The sequence below is a fragment of the Enterobacter sp. BIDMC 29 genome, assembly GCF_019378755.1.
Classification (GTDB): domain Bacteria; phylum Pseudomonadota; class Gammaproteobacteria; order Enterobacterales; family Enterobacteriaceae; genus Enterobacter; species Enterobacter ludwigii.
In genome coordinates this window covers 3779466-3797652 of the sequence record NZ_CP080000.1, presented here as the reverse complement: position 1 = coordinate 3797652, position 18187 = coordinate 3779466, and the positions used below count along the sequence as shown (strand labels likewise).

Annotated in this window: 17 protein-coding genes; 14 read left to right on the top strand and 3 right to left on the bottom strand. The window is 54.8% G+C overall.

Features of this window, described 5'->3' with window-relative positions; translation table 11 throughout:
* Positions 1-63 precede the first annotated feature (63 nt).
* From rmuC to tatD, 8 genes are all read left to right on the top strand, one after another.
* Positions 64-1521 carry a DNA recombination protein RmuC gene (gene rmuC, locus JTA15_RS16750; RefSeq protein ID WP_014172116.1) on the top strand — a complete coding sequence of 486 codons (1458 nt, stop codon included), beginning with the start codon at positions 64-66 and terminating at the stop codon, positions 1519-1521.
* Positions 1522-1587: 66 nt separating this feature from the next.
* Positions 1588-2343, top strand: a complete 756-nt coding sequence (ubiE, locus tag JTA15_RS16745; RefSeq protein ID WP_014172115.1) for a bifunctional demethylmenaquinone methyltransferase/2-methoxy-6-polyprenyl-1,4-benzoquinol methylase UbiE — start codon at positions 1588-1590, stop codon at positions 2341-2343.
* A 13-nt stretch (positions 2344-2356) separates the two neighbouring features.
* On the top strand, positions 2357-2962 hold the full coding sequence (gene ubiJ / locus JTA15_RS16740; RefSeq protein WP_219372519.1) for a ubiquinone biosynthesis protein UbiJ: 606 nt from the start codon (positions 2357-2359) through the stop codon (positions 2960-2962).
* Positions 2959-4599: a ubiquinone biosynthesis regulatory protein kinase UbiB gene (gene ubiB, locus JTA15_RS16735; protein ID WP_219372518.1), complete on the top strand. Its 1641-nt coding sequence runs from the start codon at positions 2959-2961 to the stop codon at positions 4597-4599. Before ubiJ ends, ubiB begins: the two co-directional genes overlap by 4 nt.
* 76 nt (positions 4600-4675) lie before the next feature.
* Entirely contained in the window at positions 4676-4930 is a 255-nt protein-coding gene (tatA, locus tag JTA15_RS16730; protein ID WP_020882874.1) for a Sec-independent protein translocase subunit TatA, read from the top strand.
* Positions 4931-4933: 3 nt separating this feature from the next.
* Positions 4934-5476, top strand: coding sequence for a Sec-independent protein translocase protein TatB (tatB, locus tag JTA15_RS16725; RefSeq protein WP_020882873.1), 543 nt, complete (start codon positions 4934-4936; stop codon positions 5474-5476).
* A 2-nt stretch (positions 5477-5478) separates the two neighbouring features.
* Positions 5479-6249 (top strand): Sec-independent protein translocase subunit TatC, encoded by a 771-nt coding sequence (tatC, locus tag JTA15_RS16720; protein ID WP_014172110.1) that lies wholly within the window; start codon positions 5479-5481, stop codon positions 6247-6249.
* A gap of 41 nt (positions 6250-6290) precedes the next feature.
* A complete protein-coding gene (tatD, locus tag JTA15_RS16715) occupies positions 6291-7073 on the top strand; it encodes a 3'-5' ssDNA/RNA exonuclease TatD (protein WP_041162905.1) in 783 nt (260 codons plus the stop codon).
* Here the strand turns inward: tatD and rfaH are convergent.
* Complete coding sequence (gene rfaH, locus JTA15_RS16710; protein WP_020882871.1) at positions 7070-7561, bottom strand: transcription/translation regulatory transformer protein RfaH; 492 nt, start codon at positions 7559-7561, stop codon at positions 7070-7072. The two genes, tatD and rfaH, sit on opposite strands and share 4 nt — an antisense overlap.
* A 170-nt stretch (positions 7562-7731) precedes the next feature.
* Here rfaH and ubiD point away from each other — a divergent pair, with 170 nt between their 5' ends.
* Together ubiD and fre are read left to right on the top strand one after the other, a co-directional pair.
* A complete protein-coding gene (gene ubiD, locus JTA15_RS16705; protein WP_014172107.1) occupies positions 7732-9237 on the top strand; it encodes a 4-hydroxy-3-polyprenylbenzoate decarboxylase in 1506 nt (501 codons plus the stop codon).
* 30 nt (positions 9238-9267) lie between these two features.
* Positions 9268-9969 (top strand): NAD(P)H-flavin reductase, encoded by a 702-nt coding sequence (gene fre / locus JTA15_RS16700; RefSeq protein ID WP_014172106.1) that lies wholly within the window; start codon positions 9268-9270, stop codon positions 9967-9969.
* A 182-nt stretch (positions 9970-10151) separates the two neighbouring features.
* Here the strand turns inward: fre and fadA are convergent, their stop codons facing one another.
* Together fadA and fadB are read right to left on the bottom strand one after the other, a co-directional pair.
* Complete coding sequence (gene fadA, locus JTA15_RS16695; protein WP_149377067.1) at positions 10152-11315, bottom strand: acetyl-CoA C-acyltransferase FadA; 1164 nt, start codon at positions 11313-11315, stop codon at positions 10152-10154.
* Positions 11316-11324: 9 nt separating this feature from the next.
* Entirely contained in the window at positions 11325-13514 is a 2190-nt protein-coding gene (gene fadB / locus JTA15_RS16690; RefSeq protein ID WP_219372517.1) for a fatty acid oxidation complex subunit alpha FadB, read from the bottom strand.
* 190 nt (positions 13515-13704) lie between these two features.
* On the opposite strand from fadB, the gene pepQ reads away from it, so the two are divergent.
* From pepQ to hemG, 4 genes are read left to right on the top strand one after another with little or no spacing between them, the layout of a single operon-like run.
* Positions 13705-15036 (top strand): Xaa-Pro dipeptidase, encoded by a 1332-nt coding sequence (pepQ, locus tag JTA15_RS16685; protein ID WP_020882869.1) that lies wholly within the window; start codon positions 13705-13707, stop codon positions 15034-15036.
* The gene (locus tag JTA15_RS16680; RefSeq protein ID WP_020882868.1) at positions 15036-15650 is read left to right on the top strand and encodes an IMPACT family protein; all 615 of its coding nucleotides are present in this window, start codon (positions 15036-15038) and stop codon (positions 15648-15650) included. Before pepQ ends, JTA15_RS16680 begins: the two co-directional genes overlap by 1 nt.
* A gap of 41 nt (positions 15651-15691) precedes the next feature.
* On the top strand, positions 15692-17143 hold the full coding sequence (trkH, locus tag JTA15_RS16675; RefSeq protein WP_014172101.1) for a Trk system potassium transporter TrkH: 1452 nt from the start codon (positions 15692-15694) through the stop codon (positions 17141-17143).
* Between the two features lie 10 nt (positions 17144-17153).
* A complete protein-coding gene (gene hemG, locus JTA15_RS16670) occupies positions 17154-17699 on the top strand; it encodes a menaquinone-dependent protoporphyrinogen IX dehydrogenase (protein ID WP_219372516.1) in 546 nt (181 codons plus the stop codon).
* The last annotated feature ends 488 nt before the right edge of the window (positions 17700-18187 follow it).

Below are 18187 nucleotides of genomic sequence, written 5' to 3'. Positions count from 1 at the left end.
AACTGGACGTTTATACAGCACAATTCTATTTTGTGCAGGTAATACGTTGATGCAGGGGGCATTGTGGATATCTCAATCCTGATTTATGCAGTGATTGCGCTGGTGGGCGTGGGGGCAGGCTGGCTGATTTCCAGCTACCAGCACGCGCAACAAAAGGCCGATCAGCTGGCCGAGCGCGAAGAGATAGTCGCCGATTTAAGCGCAGCAAAACAGCAGGTTGCGCTGAGCGAACACTGGCGTGACGAATGCGAACTGCTCAACAACGAGCTGCGCAATCTTCGCGATATCAACACCTCGCTGGAGGCCGATCTCCGCGAAGTGACTACCCGCCTCGAATCCACCCAGTTGCATGCGGAAGATAAAATCCGCCAGATGATGAACAGCGAGCAACGCCTCAGCGAGCAGTTCGAGAACCTCGCGAACCGCATTTTTGAACACAGCAACCGCCGCGTAGACGAACAAAACCGCCAAAGCCTGAATAGCCTGCTAACGCCCCTGCGTGAACAGCTGGACGGCTTTCGCCGTCAGGTACAGGACAGCTTTGGGCAGGAGGCTCGCGAGCGGCACACGCTGGCGCATGAAATTCGCAATCTTCAGCAGCTGAATGCGCAAATGGCGCAGGAAGCGGTCAACCTGACCCGTGCGCTGAAGGGCGATAACAAAACCCAGGGCAACTGGGGGGAAGTGGTGCTGACCCGCGTGCTGGAGGCCTCTGGCCTGCGGGAAGGGTATGAATACGAAACGCAGGTGAGTATCGAGAACGATGCCCGCTCGCGTATGCAGCCTGATGTGATTGTGCGGCTCCCGCAGGGCAAAGATGTGGTGATAGACGCCAAAATGACGCTGGTGGCTTATGAGCGCTATTTCAATGCGGAAGATGACTACACACGCGAGTCGGCGCTGCAGGAGCACATCGCCTCCGTGCGTAACCACATTCGTCTGCTGGGCAGAAAAGACTACCAGCAGTTACCCGGCCTGCGCTCGCTGGATTACGTCCTGATGTTTATTCCGGTTGAACCCGCGTTCTTGCTGGCGCTCGACAGACAGCCTGAACTGATTACCGAAGCCCTAAAAAATAACATTATGCTGGTGAGCCCCACCACGCTGCTGGTGGCATTGCGCACTATTGCCAACCTGTGGCGCTATGAACATCAGAGCCGTAATGCGCAGCAGATTGCCGATCGCGCCAGCAAGCTTTACGACAAAATGCGCCTTTTTGTGGATGATATGTCCTCGGTCGGGCAAAGCCTTGACCGCGCCCAGGATAACTATCGCCAGGCGATGAAAAAACTCTCTTCCGGGCGTGGCAACTTACTGGCGCAGGCCGAAGCGTTTCGTTCCCTGGGTGTGGAGGTGAAGCGCGAGATTAATCCGGAATTAGTTGAGCAGGCCACCGCCCAGGATGAAGAGTTTCGCCTGCGCGAAGGTGCTGGCGAACAAAAGACAAACAGTGAAGACAATACGTTAGCGACAGATTTAACGTCAGACGAGCGTCCGGCACGTTTCTTTCGCGAAGGTTGAAACGTAGGGCAAACGCGCCCAATCTGTTACACTTCACGAACATTTTACTGATAAGCAGGCTCTGAGATGGTTGACGATTCACAAGACACGACGCACTTTGGCTTTCAGACTGTCGCCAAAGCGCAGAAAGCTGATATGGTGGCCCACGTATTTCATTCCGTGGCGGCGAAGTACGATGTGATGAATGACTTGATGTCGTTCGGCATTCATCGCTTGTGGAAGCGCTTCACCATCGACTGTAGCGGTGTGCGTCGTGGACAAACGGTACTGGATTTAGCCGGCGGTACAGGCGATTTGACAGCAAAATTCTCCCGTCTGGTGGGCGAAACCGGTCGCGTTGTTCTGGCAGATATTAACGACTCAATGCTCAAAATGGGACGTGAGAAGCTGCGTAACATCGGCGTGGTAGGTAATGTCGAGTATGTGCAGGCGAACGCCGAAGCGCTGCCTTTCCCGGATAATACCTTTGACTGCATCACTATCTCCTTCGGCCTGCGTAACGTCACCGATAAAGAAAAAGCGCTGCGCTCCATGTACCGCGTGCTAAAGCCGGGTGGACGCCTGCTGGTGCTCGAATTCTCCAAACCGATTCTTGAGCCGTTAAGCAAAGCTTACGACGCATACTCATTCCATGTACTGCCGCGCATTGGTGAGCTGGTGGCAAACGACGCGGAAAGCTACCGGTACCTGGCGGAATCTATCCGTATGCACCCGGATCAGGACACCTTAAAGGCCATGATGCAGGATGCGGAATTCGAGAACGTTGAGTATTTCAACATGACGGCAGGTGTCGTCGCGCTGCATCGCGGTTATAAGTTCTGAGTGGAGGTTTCCCGTGCCCTTTAAACCCTTAGTCACCGCAGGCATCGAGAATGTCCTGAATGCCTTTCTTTACCGCGCACCGGCGCTAAAAGCCGCACGTCAGCGGCTTAACGGCAAGGTGCTGCGTGTTGTTCTGAAAGAGTTCTCGACGCCGCTTGTGCTGGTTTTCAGTGAACGCCAGCTTGACGTTCTGGGTGAGTGGGAAGGTGAAGCCGACTGCTCCGTGATTACGCACTTGAGCGTGCTGCCAAAATTACGTGACCGTCAGCAGCTTACGACGCTTATCCGCAGCGGTGAGCTGGAAGTGGAAGGCGACATTCAGGTCGTACAGAATTTCGTTGCGCTCAGCGATCTGGCCGAGTTTGACCCGGCAGAGCTGCTTGCGCCTTTCATTGGCGACATTGCTGCCGAAGGGATCGGTAAAGCCATTCATGGCGGTACGGCTTTCCTTCGCAAGAGTCTGCAACGGCAGCAACGCTATGCGGCGGAAGTGCTGACTGAAGAGTGGCGTATGGCCCCTGGCGCGCTTGAAGTTGCATGGTTTGCGGAAGAGACCGCAGCGGTTGAACGCGCGGTGGATGCCTTAACCAAACGGCTGGAAAAACTGGAGGGCAAATGACGCCTGGTGAAATTCGGCGCCTCTATTTTATCGTCCACACCTTTTTGAGTTACGGGCTCGACGAGCTTATCCCCAAAATGCGTATCACGCTGCTGCTTCGCATCTGGCGGCGGATGTTGTTCTGGATGCCTAATTGTCATAAAGATCAGCCGCTGGGTGAACGTCTTCGCCTGGCGCTCCAGGAGCTGGGCCCGGTATGGATTAAGTTCGGGCAAATGCTCTCGACTCGCCGCGATCTTTTCCCGCCGCAGATTGCCGATGAACTGGCACTGCTGCAGGACCGCGTTGCACCGTTTGACGGTGTGAGGGCGAAAAAACAGATCGAAGAGGCGATGGGCAATATTCCTGTCGAGACCTGGTTTGACGATTTCGAAATAGAACCTCTTGCTTCAGCCTCTATCGCCCAGGTGCATACAGCACGTCTGAAAGAGAACGGCAAAGAGGTGGTTATCAAAGTGATCCGCCCGGACATCCTGCCGGTAATCCGAGCGGACATGAAGCTTATCTATCGGCTTGCACGCTGGGTTCCGCGCCTGCTCCCCGACGGACGCCGTCTGCGCCCAATGGAAGTTGTGCGGGAGTATGAAAAAACGCTCATTGATGAATTAAACCTGCTGCGTGAATCGGCAAATGCCATCCAGCTGCGCCGGAACTTTGAAAACAGCCCGATGCTCTATGTGCCGGAAGTGTATTCGGACTACTGCAGCCAGAACATGATGGTAATGGAGCGGATTTACGGTATTCCGGTCTCGGATGTGGCAGCCCTGGAAAAGCAGGGAACCAACATGAAGCTGCTGGCCGAGCGTGGTGTACAGGTCTTCTTTACCCAGGTATTCCGCGACAGCTTTTTCCACGCGGACATGCACCCGGGGAATATCTTCGTCAGTTATGAGCACCCGGAAGACCCGAAATATATCGGTATTGACTGCGGTATTGTGGGCTCGCTGAACAAAGAAGATAAGCGCTATCTCGCTGAAAACTTCATCGCCTTCTTTAACCGTGATTACCGCAAGGTGGCCGAGCTGCACGTTGATTCTGGCTGGGTTCCGCCGGACACCAACGTCGAAGAGTTTGAGTTTGCTATCCGTACCGTCTGCGAGCCGATTTTTGAAAAGCCGCTGGCAGAAATTTCCTTCGGACACGTATTGCTGAACCTGTTTAACACGGCACGCCGCTTCAACATGGAAGTGCAGCCACAGTTAGTTTTACTTCAGAAAACATTACTTTACGTTGAAGGTGTAGGTCGACAGCTCTATCCTCAGTTAGACTTATGGAAGACTGCGAAACCTTTCCTTGAATCCTGGATTAAGGATCAGGTGGGCATTCCGGCGCTGGTGCGCTCTATTAAAGAGAAAGGCCCGTTCTGGATAGAAAAAATGCCTGATATTCCTGAACTGATTTACGACAGTTTGCGTCAGAGCAAGAACCTTCAGCACAGCATGGATAAAATCGCCCGCGAGCTTCAGTCCAGCCGTGTTCGACAGGGGCAGTCGCGCTATCTCTTTGGCATTGGAGCAACGCTGCTGCTGAGTGGTACGCTGTTGCTGATCACTCGCCCTGACTGGCAGATGATGCCCGCCTGGCTGATGGCTGGCGGTGTTGTGGTCTGGCTCGCCGGCTGGAGAAAAACGCGCTGATTTTGCGTCGCTATCTACGGGTCGCCTACGTATAATGCGACCTGACTCATTAATCATCTATCCCTGAGGTACATGTATGGGTGGTATCAGTATCTGGCAATTGTTGATCATTGCCGTCATCGTCGTGCTGCTGTTTGGCACGAAAAAGCTCGGTTCTATCGGCTCCGATCTGGGCGCGTCTATCAAAGGCTTCAAGAAAGCGATGAGCGATGATGAGAGCAAGCAGGATAAAACCAGCCAGGATGCTGACTTTACTGCTAAATCCATCTCCGACAAGCAGGAAGAGGCGAAAAAAGAAGACGCTAAACGCCACGATAAAGAGCAGGTGTAATTCGTGTTCGACATTGGTTTTAGTGAGCTGCTGCTGGTCTTTGTGATTGGCCTGATAGTGTTAGGACCCCAGCGTCTGCCGGTGGCGGTGAAAACCGTTGTGGGCTGGGTACGCGCGCTGAGATCGCTGGCTTCGACCGTACAAAATGAGCTGGCGCAGGAACTTAAGCTGCAGGAGTTTCAGGAAAGCCTGAAAAAGGTGGAAAAGGCGAGCATGGATAACCTGACGCCTGAACTGAAAGCCTCAATGGATGAACTGCGTGAAGCGGCAGAATCCATGAAGCGCTCCTACAGCGTCAACGATCCTGAAAAGGCGAGCGATGAAGCCAACACCATCCACAACCCGGTGGTGAAGGACAGCGAAGCGCAGCGCGAGGGCGTTACGCCTGCCAGCGCGGAGCATCAGGCTACCGCGCCTGAACAAACGCCGCAGGAATCTGAACCGAAAAAACAGGCGCAGCCGGAAGCACCGGTGGTAAAAGCGGCTGACGTTAAGCCCGCCGCGCCTGTTTCCGAATCATCCCCCTCGTCGAGTGATAAAGCGTAAACATGGCAGTAGATGATACCCAACCGCTGATTACGCACCTCATAGAGCTGCGTAAGCGCCTGTTAAACTGCATTATCGCGGTTTTCCTCATTTTCTTATGCCTGGTCTATTTCGCCAATGATATCTACCAGGTTGTCTCTGCGCCGCTGATCAAGCAGATGCCGCTGGGGGCAACGATGATCGCAACCGACGTTGCATCACCGTTCTTTACCCCTATTAAGCTCACCTTCTGGGTATCGCTGATTGCCTCTGCGCCGGTCATTCTTTATCAGGTGTGGGCGTTTGTGGCGCCAGCGCTGTACAAGCATGAACGCAAGCTGGTGATCCCGCTGCTGGTATCCAGCTCGCTGCTGTTCTATATCGGCATGGCGTTCGCCTACTTTGTTGTCTTCCCGCTGGCCTTTGGCTTCCTGACGCATACCGCGCCGGAAGGGGTTCAGGTGTCGACGGATATCGCCAGCTACCTCAGCTTTGTGATGGCGCTGTTTATGGCGTTCGGTGTGGCATTCGAAGTGCCGGTAGCCATTGTGCTGCTTTGCTGGGTAGGAGTGACGACCCCTGATGACCTGCGTAAGAAGCGCCCGTATATCCTGGTCGGCGCGTTTGTGGTTGGCATGCTGCTCACACCACCTGACGTCTTCTCACAAACACTGCTGGCAATACCGATGTATTGTCTGTTTGAAGTCGGCGTATTCTTCTCGCGTTTCTACGTGGGAAAAGGGCGTCGGTCGGATGACGAAGACGATACGTCGGAAAAGACCACTGAAGAGTAAAACCAGCCGCCCGTCAGGGCGGTTGTGCTATGGGGAATCGCATGTTTGATATCGGACTCAACCTGACCAGCTCGCAGTTTGCGAAAGACTGCGATGAAGTCGTCGCGCGTGCTTTTGCCGCCGGGGTGAAAGGACTGCTCCTGACGGGAACCAACCTGCATGAAAGCGAGCAGGCGCAACAGCTTGCTCAACGCTATGATCGCTGCTGGTCAACCGCTGGCGTGCATCCTCATGACAGCAGCCAGTGGACGCCGCAGAGCGCTGAAATCATACACAGGCTGGCGAAAACCCCTGAAGTCGTGGCCATTGGCGAATGTGGTCTCGATTTCAACCGTAACTTTTCCACACCAGCCGAACAGGAAAACGCCTTCACCGCCCAGCTCGCCCTGGCGGCGGAGCTTGGAATGCCTGTGTTTATGCACTGCCGTGACGCGCATGAGCGCTTCCTCGCCTTACTGGAACCCTGGCTCGATAAACTGCCCGGTGCGGTACTGCACTGCTTTACCGGTTCACGGCAGGAAGCGCTGGATTGTCTGGAACGCGGGTTATATCTGGGCATTACCGGCTGGGTTTGCGATGAACGTCGCGGGCTTGAGCTTCGCGAGCTGTTGCCGGTGATCCCGGCGGACCGCTTGCTTGTTGAAACCGACGCACCTTATCTGCTGCCGCGAGATATGCAACCCAAACCGGCTTCTCGACGTAACGAACCGGCCTATCTGGGGCATATTCTTGAGAGCGTAGCGCGCTGGCGCGGAGAAGACCCGCACTGGCTTTGCGCACAGACGGATGACAACGTGCGTCGCCTGTTCGGGATAGACGTTTAAACTTTGCGGAAGTCGGTGTTTTTCACGCTCTGCAATACCTGCTTATTCAGCAGGTTGAGCAACAGCATGGAGCGTGCTTCACCGTCAGGCTCGGCGAAAATCGCCTGTAAGCCCTCGAAAGCCCCTTCAGTGATGACGACGCTGTCGCCTGCGTAGGGGGTTTCCGGATCGGTGATGCCTTCAGGTTGCTGGTACACCGAAAGCTGATGAATCACCGTTGACGGGACCGTGGCCGGGTGAGCGCCAAAACGCACAAAGTGGCTGACACCGCGTGTGGCGCTGATGGTCGTGGTGTGAATCACTTCCGGGTCGAACTCAACGAACAGATAGTTCGGGAATAATGGCTCACTGACGGTCGTGCGCTTCCCGCGCTGCATTTTTTCAAGCGTGATCACGGGTGTCAGGCAATTCACAGACTGACGTTCAAGATGTTCCTGCGCGCGCTGAAGTTGCCCGCGTTTGCAATACAGTAAATACCAGGCCTGCATAATCACTCTTTCCCTTAGTTCGGGGCGCAAGCATATCAAAACCCTGGCGGGATCGCTAAGTTGATTATAATGGGGGAAAAGGGAACAGAATGCATAAGTTCACGCTAATTTAACAAAATTACAGCATCAAGCAGGCTTACGCCGTATAATGAAGCGCTTACAGAGAGGCCATGACTAACTGCATGAAATACCACGATCTCCGCGACTTCCTGACGCTGCTGGAAAAGCAGGGCGAACTCAAACGCATTACACTTCCTGTTGATCCTTATCTGGAAATGACAGAAATTGCTGACCGCACCCTGCGTGCCGGTGGCCCCGCTTTACTGTTTGAAAACCCAAAAGGGTATTCGATGCCGGTGCTGTGCAACCTGTTTGGCACACCGCGCCGTGTGGCGTTGGGGATGGGACAGGAGGACGTCACGGCGCTGCGCGAAGTGGGTAAACTGCTGGCGTTTCTGAAAGAGCCAGAGCCACCGAAAGGTTTCCGCGATCTGTTCGATAAACTGCCGCAGTTTAAGCAGGTGCTTAACATGCCAACCAAACGTCTGCGCGGCGCACCGTGTCAGCAGAAAGTGCTGGAAGGCGATGCGGTGGATCTGACAAAAATTCCTGTCATGCAATGCTGGCCTGAAGATGCTGCGCCGCTTATCACCTGGGGGCTCACCGTCACGCGTGGTCCGCACAAAGAGCGACAAAATCTGGGTATTTACCGCCAGCAGCTGATTGGCAAGAATAAGCTCATCATGCGCTGGTTGTCACATCGTGGCGGCGCCCTGGATTTCCAGGAGTGGTGTGCTGAACACCCGGGCGAGCGTTTCCCGGTTTCCGTTGCGTTAGGCGCCGATCCGGCCACGATTCTGGGGGCGGTAACGCCAGTGCCGGATACGCTGTCCGAATATGCCTTTGCAGGCCTGCTGCGCGGAACCAAAACCGAAGTCGTGAAGTGTATTTCTAATGACCTTGAAGTTCCTGCCAGCGCGGAGATCGTTCTGGAAGGTTACCTTGAGCAGGGCGAAATGGCACCGGAAGGGCCATACGGTGACCACACCGGCTATTACAACGAAGTTGATAACTTCCCGGTGTTTACCGTCACGCACATCACCCAGCGTGAAGATGCGATTTACCACTCCACCTATACCGGACGTCCACCGGATGAACCGGCGGTACTGGGAGTGGCGCTGAACGAAGTGTTTGTGCCGATCCTGCAAAAGCAGTTCCCGGAAATTGTTGATTTTTACCTGCCACCGGAAGGGTGTTCGTATCGCCTGGCGGTGGTGACGATGAAGAAGCAATATCCTGGTCACGCTAAACGCGTGATGATGGGCGTATGGTCTTTCCTGCGCCAGTTTATGTATACCAAATTTGTTATTGTCTGCGATGATGATGTTAACGCCCGCGACTGGAATGACGTTATCTGGGCCATTACTACGCGAATGGATCCGGCGCGCGATACGGTGTTAGTCGAAAACACGCCGATAGATTATCTGGATTTTGCCTCGCCGGTCTCCGGCCTTGGCTCAAAAATGGGACTGGATGCCACAAACAAATGGCCCGGCGAAACCGAGCGTGAATGGGGTCGACCGATCAAAAAAGATCCTGCCGTGACCGCGCGTATTGACGCGATCTGGGATGAACTGGCCATAATGAATAACGGTAAACCTGAAACAGGCCGTTAAGCCCTATAGACTTCACGACAGAGAGAGCGAATGACAACCTTAAGCTGTAAAGTGACCTCGGTAGATGCTATCACCGACACCGTATATCGCGTCCGTTTAGTACCTGAAGCGGCATTCTCTTTCCGCGCCGGTCAGTACTTGATGGTCGTGATGGATGAGCGTGATAAGCGTCCCTTCTCTATGGCTTCTACGCCAGCAGAGCAGGAATTTATTGAGCTTCATATTGGTGCGTCTGAGCTTAACCTGTATGCGATGGCCGTCATGGACCGCATTCTGAAAGAACGTGAAATCGTGGTGGATATTCCTCACGGTGATGCCTGGCTGCGTGAAGATGAAGACCGTCCGCTGATCCTGATTGCGGGGGGAACAGGTTTCTCTTACGTGCGCTCTATCCTGCTGACGGCCCTGGCGCGTAACCCGGATCGCGATATCACCATCTACTGGGGCGGCCGCGAAGAGAAACATCTCTACGACCTGTCTGAACTGGAAGCATTAAGCGTCAATCATCCACACCTGCGCATTGAGCCGGTGGTGGAGCAGCCTGAAGAGGGCTGGCGTGGGCGCAGCGGTACGGTGCTGACGGCGGTGCTGCAGGATCACGGCACGCTGGCGGGACATGATATCTATATTGCTGGCCGTTTTGAGATGGCGAAAATTGCCCGTGACCTGTTCTGCAACGAACGTGACGCGCGTGAAGACCGTCTCTTCGGCGATGCGTTCGCGTTCATTTAAATAAAAAACCCGCCCCTGACAGGCGGGAAGAACGGCAACTAAACTTTATCTCTTCGCCACTGGCGCCATAACTGCGTTGGCTGCGCGTGCTCACCCGAATCCCTTACTTCCGTAAGCGCATCGGGCGCCGCTCGCGTGCCGCCGTGTTCTGGCGACACTGGCTGTAAGAACCCCTCGAAGAGTTACACTCGCTCAAATACCGTCGCGATACCCTGACCCAGCCCGATACACATCGTCGCCAGACCAAACTGAGCATCTTTGCGTTCCATCAGGTTAATCAGCGTGGTGCTGATGCGTGCTCCGGAACAACCCAGCGGGTGACCGAGGGCGATCGCGCCGCCATTGAGGTTAATCTTGTCGTCTATCTGATCCATCAGGCCCAGATCTTTGATGCACGGCAGGATCTGCGCGGCAAAGGCTTCGTTCATCTCAAACAGATCGATATCACTGGTGGTTAAGCCTGCTTTTTTCAGCGCCAGCTTCGAGGCCGGCACCGGACCGTAACCCATAATGGACGGATCGCAACCCACCACCGCCATCGAACGTACCCGGGCGCGAGGCGTCAGGCCTAACTCGCGGGCACGGCTTTCACTCATCACCAGCATCGCGGCGGCCCCGTCAGATAGGGCAGACGAGGTGCCTGCCGTTACCGTACCGGTGACCGGGTCAAACGCCGGGCGCAGCGTAGAAAGGGTTTCTACAGTGGTTTCCGGGCGAATCACTTCATCATAGCTGAACTGCTTCAAAACGCCGTCAGCATCGTGACCACCGGTTGGGATGATCTCATGCTTAAATGCGCCGGATTGCGTTGCGGCCCAGGCGCGTGCGTGGGAGCGCGCAGCAAAGGTATCCTGCATTTCGCGGCTGATGCCGTGGAGGCGGGAAAGCATCTCAGCGGTCAGGCCCATCATTCCCGCCGCTTTCGCCACGTTACGGCTCATACCCGGGTGGAAATCAACCCCGTGGCTCATCGGCACGTGGCCCATGTGCTCCACGCCGCCGACCAGACAGGCCTGTGCATCACCGGTCATGATCATGCGAGCCGCGTCGTGCAGCGCCTGCATTGACGAACCACACAGACGGTTAACGGTCACCGCCGGAACTGAATGCGGGATCTCCGCCAGCAGCGAAGCGTTACGAGCGATGTTAAAGCCCTGTTCGAGGGTTTGCTGTACACAGCCCCAGTAAATATCGTCGAGCGCAGCGGGATCCATTGCCGGGTTACGCGCCAGCAGGCTACGCATCAGGTGCGCGGAGAGGTCTTCCGCGCGCACATTACGGAATGCGCCGCCTTTTGAACGGCCCATCGGGGTGCGAATCGCATCAACAATGACAACCTTTTCCATTGTGACTCCTTAAGCCGTTTTCAGCTCGCCAACCGGACGGGCTGGCTCAACTGCTGGGTAATAGGGTTCGTTATGGCGCGCTTTGTTACGCAGACCTTCCGGCACGTCATACAGCGGGCCGAGGTGCTGGTACTGCTGAGCCATATCGAGATAACGGGCGCTGCCGAGCGTATCCAGCCAGCGGAACGCGCCGCCGTGGAACGGAGGGAAGCCGAGGCCGTACACCAGTGCCATATCCGCTTCTGCCGGGCTGGCGATAATGCCTTCTTCCAGACAACGCACCACTTCGTTGATCATTGGAATCATCATTCGGGCGATGATTTCATCGTCGGTGAAGTCACATTTCGGCTGGCTGACGTCGGCCAGCAGGCCATCCACCGCCGCGTCTTCTTCTTTCTTCGGCTTGCCTTTGCTGTCTTCTTTATAGCGCCAGAAGCCCAGGCCGTTTTTCTGACCAAAGCGGCTGGCGTCAAACAGAGCGTCAATCGCGTCGCGGTAATCTTTCTGCATGCGCTGCGGGAAGCCTGCCGCCATCACCGCCTGGGCGTGGTGTGCGGTGTCAATGCCGACCACATCCAGCAGATACGCCGGACCCATCGGCCAGCCGAACTGTTTTTCCATCACTTTGTCGACTTTGCGGAAATCCGCACCGTCGCGCAGGAGCTGGCTGAAACCGGCGAAGTACGGGAACAGCACGCGGTTGACGAAGAAGCCCGGACAGTCGTTGACCACGATTGGGGTTTTGCCCATTTTGCTGGCCCATGCCACGACTTTGGCGATCGTTTCGTCAGAAGTTTTTTCCCCACGGATCACTTCGACAAGCGGCATACGGTGCACCGGGTTAAAGAAGTGCATACCGCAGAAGTTTTCCGGGCGCTTCAGAACGCCTGCCAGTTCGCTAATCGGGATGGTGGAGGTGTTTGAGGCCAGTACGGTATCAGGACGAACCTTCTCTTCGGTTTCCACCAGCACCGCTTTTTTGACTTTCGGGTTCTCAACGACCGCTTCAACGACCACATCCACACGGTCGAAACCGCTATAGTCCAGGGTCGGGTGGATTGTCGAGATCACCCCTGAGAGTTTCAGACCGTCAATTTTGCCGCGTTCCAGCTGTTTATTCAGCAGCTTGGCCGCTTCGGTCATGCCCAGCGTCAGGGATTTCTCGCTGATGTCTTTCATCACCACAGGCACGCCTTTCCAGGCCGACTGATAAGCGATGCCGCCGCCCATAATGCCTGCACCGAGTACCGCCGCCTGTTTTGGCGTCTCAACATTTTTGGTCAGCTGTTTCGCCTTACCTTTCACGAATTGATCGTTCAGGAAGATGCCCACCAGTGCGCGAGCTTCATTAGTGTGCGCCAGCGGAACAAAGCTTTGGTTTTCCAGTTTCAGCGCTTCATCACGGCCAAAGCGGGCTGCGGCTTCAATCGTTTTAACGGCGGTAATGGGCGCGGGGTAGTGTTTGCCTGCCGTCTGCATCACCATCCCTTTGGCGATGGTGAAGCTCATGGCGGCTTCAATTTTGCTGAGTTTCAACGGTTCCAGCTTCGGCTGACGTTTGGCTTTCCAGTCGAGGTCGCCATTAATGGCCTGATGCAGAATGGCGAGGGAGCCTTCAATCAGTTTTTCTGGTTTAACCACACCGTCCACCAGGCCTATTTTCTGCGCCTGTTCCGCCCCGACATCTTTACCGGCGGCGATGATCTCCAGGGCGCTATCGGCACCCAGCATGCGTGGCATACGTACGGAACCGCCAAAGCCTGGCATGATGCCCAGTTTTGTTTCCGGCAGGCCGATGCGCAGGTCTGGCGTGGCCAGACGATAGTCGGTTGCCAGCACGCACTCGCAGCCGCCGCCCAGCGCGTAGCCGTTAACGGCGGAGACTGTCGGAACAGGCAGATCTTCCAGACGATTAAAGACGCTGTTGGCAAAGTGCAGCCACTGGCTCAGCTGTTCTTCCGGGACCTGGAACAGTGAAAGGAATTCGGTGATATCTGCACCGACAATAAAAGCCGCTTTGTTTGAGCGCAGCAGCAGTCCTTTTAATTCAGATTGTTTTTCAAGCACATCCAGCGCCTGGCCAAGACTGGCCACCGTCGCGGTATCAAGCTTGTTGACTGAGCCGGGGGCATCGAACACCAGTTCGGCAATGCCATCTTCCAGCCAGTTGAGGTACAGGGTGTCGCCTTTGTAGAGCATGTCAGTCTCCTGAATCCAGCAAGTGGATCTGGTCATACCAGATGAGACGGAGTGTGGGATTTATGTTAATAAAATGCAAATTTCTCATTAAGAAATTGCTGCATTGATCACGGTCGGTGGAAATCACGCAGTCGGAGTCAGGTGTGCTAAGATGCGATGACTTGAGCTCAGAAAAATGAAAGGAAGAAAGATGGACTCACTGGCTTCGCTTTATAAAAATCATATCGTTACCCTACAGGAACGTACCCGTGATGTACTGGCGCGCTTTAAGCTGGATGCGCTGTTAATCCACTCCGGAGAGCTGATTAACACCTTCCTGGATGACCATGCGTATCCGTTTAAGGTCAACCCGCAGTTCAAAGCCTGGGTGCCGGTCACGCAGGTCCCAAATTGCTGGTTGCTGGTGGACGGGGTGAACAAGCCGAAACTGTGGTTCTATTTGCCTGTCGATTACTGGCACAACGTTGAGCCGCTGCCGACCAGCTTCTGGACGGAAGAAGTGGACGTTATCGCTTTACCAAAAGCCGATGGCATTGGCAGCCTCCTGCCAGCCGGGCGCGGCAACATTGCTTATATTGGCCCGGTTCCTGAGCGTGCGCTCGGTCTGGATATTCCGGCGGATAAACTCAATCCGAAAGGGGTTCTGGATTATCTGCACTACTATCGCGCTTATAAGACCGACTACGAACTTTACTGCATGCGTGAAGCGCAAAAAACGGCGGTAAACGGTCACCGTGCTGCGCATGAAGCGTTCCAGTCTGGCATGAGCGAGTTCGATATTAACCAGGCGTATCTGACCGCCACCGGCCACCGTGACACTGATGTCCCTTACAGCAACATCGTGGCGCTGAATGAGCATGCGTCCGTTCTGCACTACACCAGGCTCGATCACCAGGTGCCATCCGAGATGCGCAGCTTCCTGTTGGACGCCGGGGCAGAGTACAACGGCTATGCGGCCGACCTGACCCGCACCTGGGCGGCAAATGCGGATACCGATTTTGCACAGCTGATTAAAGACGTTAACGATGAGCAACTGGCGCTTATTGGCACCATGAAAGCGGGAACCAGCTATGTGGATTACCACATCCAGTTCCATCAGCGCATCGCTAAACTGCTGCGTAAGCACCAGATCGTGAAAGACATGAGCGAAGAGGCGATGGTGGAAAACGATCTGACCGGGCCGTTCATGCCGCACGGTATTGGTCACCCGCTGGGTCTGCAGGTTCATGATGTTGCCGGTTTTATGCAGGACGATACCGGTACGCACCTGGCCGCGCCGTCTAAATATCCTTACCTGCGCTGCACGCGTATTCTTGAGCCGCGTATGGTGCTGACCATCGAGCCGGGTATCTACTTTATCGAATCGCTGTTAGCGCCATGGCGTGAAGGCCCGTTCAGCAAGCACTTCAACTGGGACAAAATTGAAGCGCTGAAACCGTTTGGCGGTATTCGTATCGAAGATAACGTGGTGATTCACGAAAACGGTATTGAGAATATGACGCGAGACCTGAAGCTGGCCTGATGGATAGCTGGCTGATACCGGCTGAACCGGTCACCTTTGTTGAGGAAATTAAGAAGAGCCGATTCATTACGCTGCTGGCACATACCGACGGCGTTGAGGCGGCAAAAGCGTTTGTTGAGTCCGTTCGCGCGCAGCACCCTGACGCACGTCACCATTGCGTGGCATGGGTGGCAGGGCCGCCGAACGATTCACAACAGCTGGGGTTTTCCGATGACGGTGAACCGGCAGGCACAGCCGGTAAACCCATGCTCTCCCAGTTGATGGGCAGCGGCGTGGGTGAAATCACCGCCGTGGTCGTTCGCTACTACGGCGGTATTTTATTAGGCACGGGTGGACTGGTTAAAGCGTATGGCGGTGGGGTTCAGCAGGCACTGAATATGCTGATTACCACCCGCAAAACGCCGCTCACCGAATATACTTTACTGTGCGATTACGGCCAGTTATCCGGCATTGAGGCATTGCTAAAGCAGTTTAACGGCGTCATCGCGCACAGTGACTATCAGGCAATGGTGCAACTGCGCGTGGCGCTTCCGCAGGCGGAACTGGCTGCTTTTTCAGCAAAGCTGGCGGATTTTAGTCGCGGTTCGTTGCAATTGCTGCCGATTGAAGAATAATCCCCACCTCACTTTTTTGAATACCAAAGGAAGCGGCAGAGATGCATTTTCGTGCCATTACCCGAATCGTTGGACTGCTGGTCATACTTTTTTCCGGGACGATGATTCTCCCAGGACTGGTAGCGCTTATCTACCGGGACGGTGCGGGGCGGGCATTTACCCAGACCTTCTTTGTCGCGCTGGCGATTGGCTCTCTGCTGTGGTGGCCAAACCGTCGTCAAAAGGGTGAGCTGAAATCTCGCGAAGGGTTTCTGATTGTTGTTCTGTTCTGGACAGTGCTGGGAAGCGTGGGTGCGCTACCCTTTATCTTCTCTGAACAGCCTAATCTGACCGTCACGGATGCGTTTTTTGAATCGTTCTCGGGTTTAACGACGACCGGGGCGACCACGCTAGTCGGGCTAGATTCCTTACCGCACGCCATTCTCTTTTATCGCCAGATGCTGCAATGGTTCGGGGGGATGGGGATCATCGTCCTGGCAGTGGCCATCCTGCCTATTCTTGGCGTCGGGGGGATGCAGCTTTACCGTGCGGAAATGCCGGGCCCACTGAAAGATAACAAGATGCGCCCGCGCATAGCCGAGACGGCGAAAACCCTGTGGCTTATCTATGTCTTGCTGACGATTGCCTGTGCGTTAGCGTTATGGTTTGCCGGGATGCCTGCATTCGACGCTATCGGGCACAGCTTTGCGACGATCGCCATCGGCGGGTTCTCGACCCACGATGCCAGCGTGGGTTACTTCGACAGCCCCACCATTAACACGATCATTGCCATCTTCCTGCTGATTTCCGGCTGTAACTACGGTCTGCACTTCTCCTTACTCAGCGGGCGTAGCCTGAAGGTGTACTGGCGTGACCCGGAGTTTCGCATGTTCATTGGTGTCCAGCTTACGCTGGTCATCATCTGTACCGTGGTGTTGTGGTTCCACGATGTCTATAACTCCGCGTTGACTACGTTAAATCAGGCGTTTTTCCAGGTGGTGTCGATGGCAACCACCGCCGGTTTTACAACGGACAGTATTGCGCGCTGGCCGCTGTTCCTGCCGGTACTGCTGCTGTGTTCTGCGTTCATCGGGGGTTGTGCGGGGTCGACGGGCGGTGGCCTGAAGGTGATCCGTATTCTGCTGTTGTTTAAGCAGGGGAACCGTGAACTTAAACGTCTGGTCCACCCGAACGCGGTTTACAGCATCAAACTGGGTAACCGTGCCCTGCCGGAACGTATTCTCGAAGCAGTGTGGGGGTTCTTCTCGGCCTATGCGCTGGTCTTCATCGTCAGTATGCTGGCGATTATCGCGACGGGGGTGGATGATTTCTCTGCCTTTGCTTCCGTCGTTGCAACGTTGAATAACCTCGGGCCTGGCCTGGGGGTTGTGGCGGATAACTTTGCCAGTATGAACCCGGTCGCGAAATGGATCCTCATCGCCAACATGCTGTTTGGTCGTCTGGAGGTCTTTACGCTGCTGGTGCTGTTCACCCCAACATTCTGGCGCGAGTAAGGAGTCGTCGGTGAAAACACTTATTCTTTTCTCTACGCGGGATGGGCAAACGCGTGAGATTGCCTCATATCTGGCTTCAGAATTAAAAGAGCTGGGGATTTACTCTGATGTGGTGAACCTGAACCGCACGGAGCAGATAGCCTGGCAGGATTACGACCGTGTGGTTATTGGCGCGTCTATTCGTTACGGGCATTTCCATCCGGCGCTGGATCGTTTTGTGAAAAAGCATACGGCAGTGCTCAATAAACTGCCTGGGGCTTTTTACTCGGTCAATCTGGTGGCGCGTAAACCTGAGAAACGTACGCCGCAGACCAACAGCTATACGCGCAAGTTTCTGTTGAGCTCTCCGTGGCAGCCGGACATCAGCGCCGTCTTTGCCGGCGCGCTGCGTTATCCGCGCTATCGCTGGTATGATCGCTTTATGATTCGCCTCATTATGAAGATGACCGGCGGCGAAACCGATACGCGTAAAGAGGTGGTGTATACCGACTGGTTGCAGGTCGCCAGTTTTGCGCGGGAGATCGCACATTTATCAGGCGATTCGCGGCATAAATAGGCGTGAAGTTTGAAAAGTGAGCGAACGAAAAAGTTTTTTGTATTTTGTGCTTGTCACTTCAGAATAACTCCCTATAATGCGCCTCCACTGACACGGAACAACGGCACACACGCCGCCGGGTCAGCGGGGTTCAGAGATGAACACCAACAGAGATAAGCGAAAATAAATGCTTGACTCTGAAGCGGGAAAGCGTAATATGCACACCCCGCGCCGCAGCGAAAACGAAGCGGCACTGCTCTTTAACAATTTATCAGACAATCTGTGTGGGCACTCAAAGTGACATGGATTCTTAACGTCCTCGGACGAAAAATGAATACCAAGTCTCTGAGTGAACATACGTAATTCATTACGAAGTTTAATTCACGAGCATCAAACTTAAATTGAAGAGTTTGATCATGGCTCAGATTGAACGCTGGCGGCAGGCCTAACACATGCAAGTCGAACGGTAGCACAGAGAGCTTGCTCTCGGGTGACGAGTGGCGGACGGG

Bases quoted from the DNA above. Each gene is read 5' to 3' on its own strand.
- trkH (WP_014172101.1), top strand. From the start codon at position 15,692: ATGCATTTTCGTGCCATTACCCGAATCGTTGGACTGCTGGTCATACTT.
- fadB (WP_219372517.1), bottom strand. From the start codon at position 13,514: ATGCTCTACAAAGGCGACACCCTGTACCTCAACTGGCTGGAAGATGGC.
- fadA (WP_149377067.1), bottom strand. From the start codon at position 11,315: ATGGAAAAGGTTGTCATTGTTGATGCGATTCGCACCCCGATGGGCCGT.
- fre (WP_014172106.1), top strand. From the start codon at position 9,268: ATGACAACCTTAAGCTGTAAAGTGACCTCGGTAGATGCTATCACCGAC.
- ubiB (WP_219372518.1), top strand. From the start codon at position 2,959: ATGACGCCTGGTGAAATTCGGCGCCTCTATTTTATCGTCCACACCTTT.
- rfaH (WP_020882871.1), bottom strand. From the start codon at position 7,561: ATGCAGGCCTGGTATTTACTGTATTGCAAACGCGGGCAACTTCAGCGC.
- tatD (WP_041162905.1), top strand. From the start codon at position 6,291: ATGTTTGATATCGGACTCAACCTGACCAGCTCGCAGTTTGCGAAAGAC.
- tatC (WP_014172110.1), top strand. From the start codon at position 5,479: ATGGCAGTAGATGATACCCAACCGCTGATTACGCACCTCATAGAGCTG.
- ubiE (WP_014172115.1), top strand. From the start codon at position 1,588: ATGGTTGACGATTCACAAGACACGACGCACTTTGGCTTTCAGACTGTC.
- JTA15_RS16680 (WP_020882868.1), top strand. From the start codon at position 15,036: ATGGATAGCTGGCTGATACCGGCTGAACCGGTCACCTTTGTTGAGGAA.
- ubiD (WP_014172107.1), top strand. From the start codon at position 7,732: ATGACTAACTGCATGAAATACCACGATCTCCGCGACTTCCTGACGCTG.
- tatA (WP_020882874.1), top strand. From the start codon at position 4,676: ATGGGTGGTATCAGTATCTGGCAATTGTTGATCATTGCCGTCATCGTC.
- pepQ (WP_020882869.1), top strand. From the start codon at position 13,705: ATGGACTCACTGGCTTCGCTTTATAAAAATCATATCGTTACCCTACAG.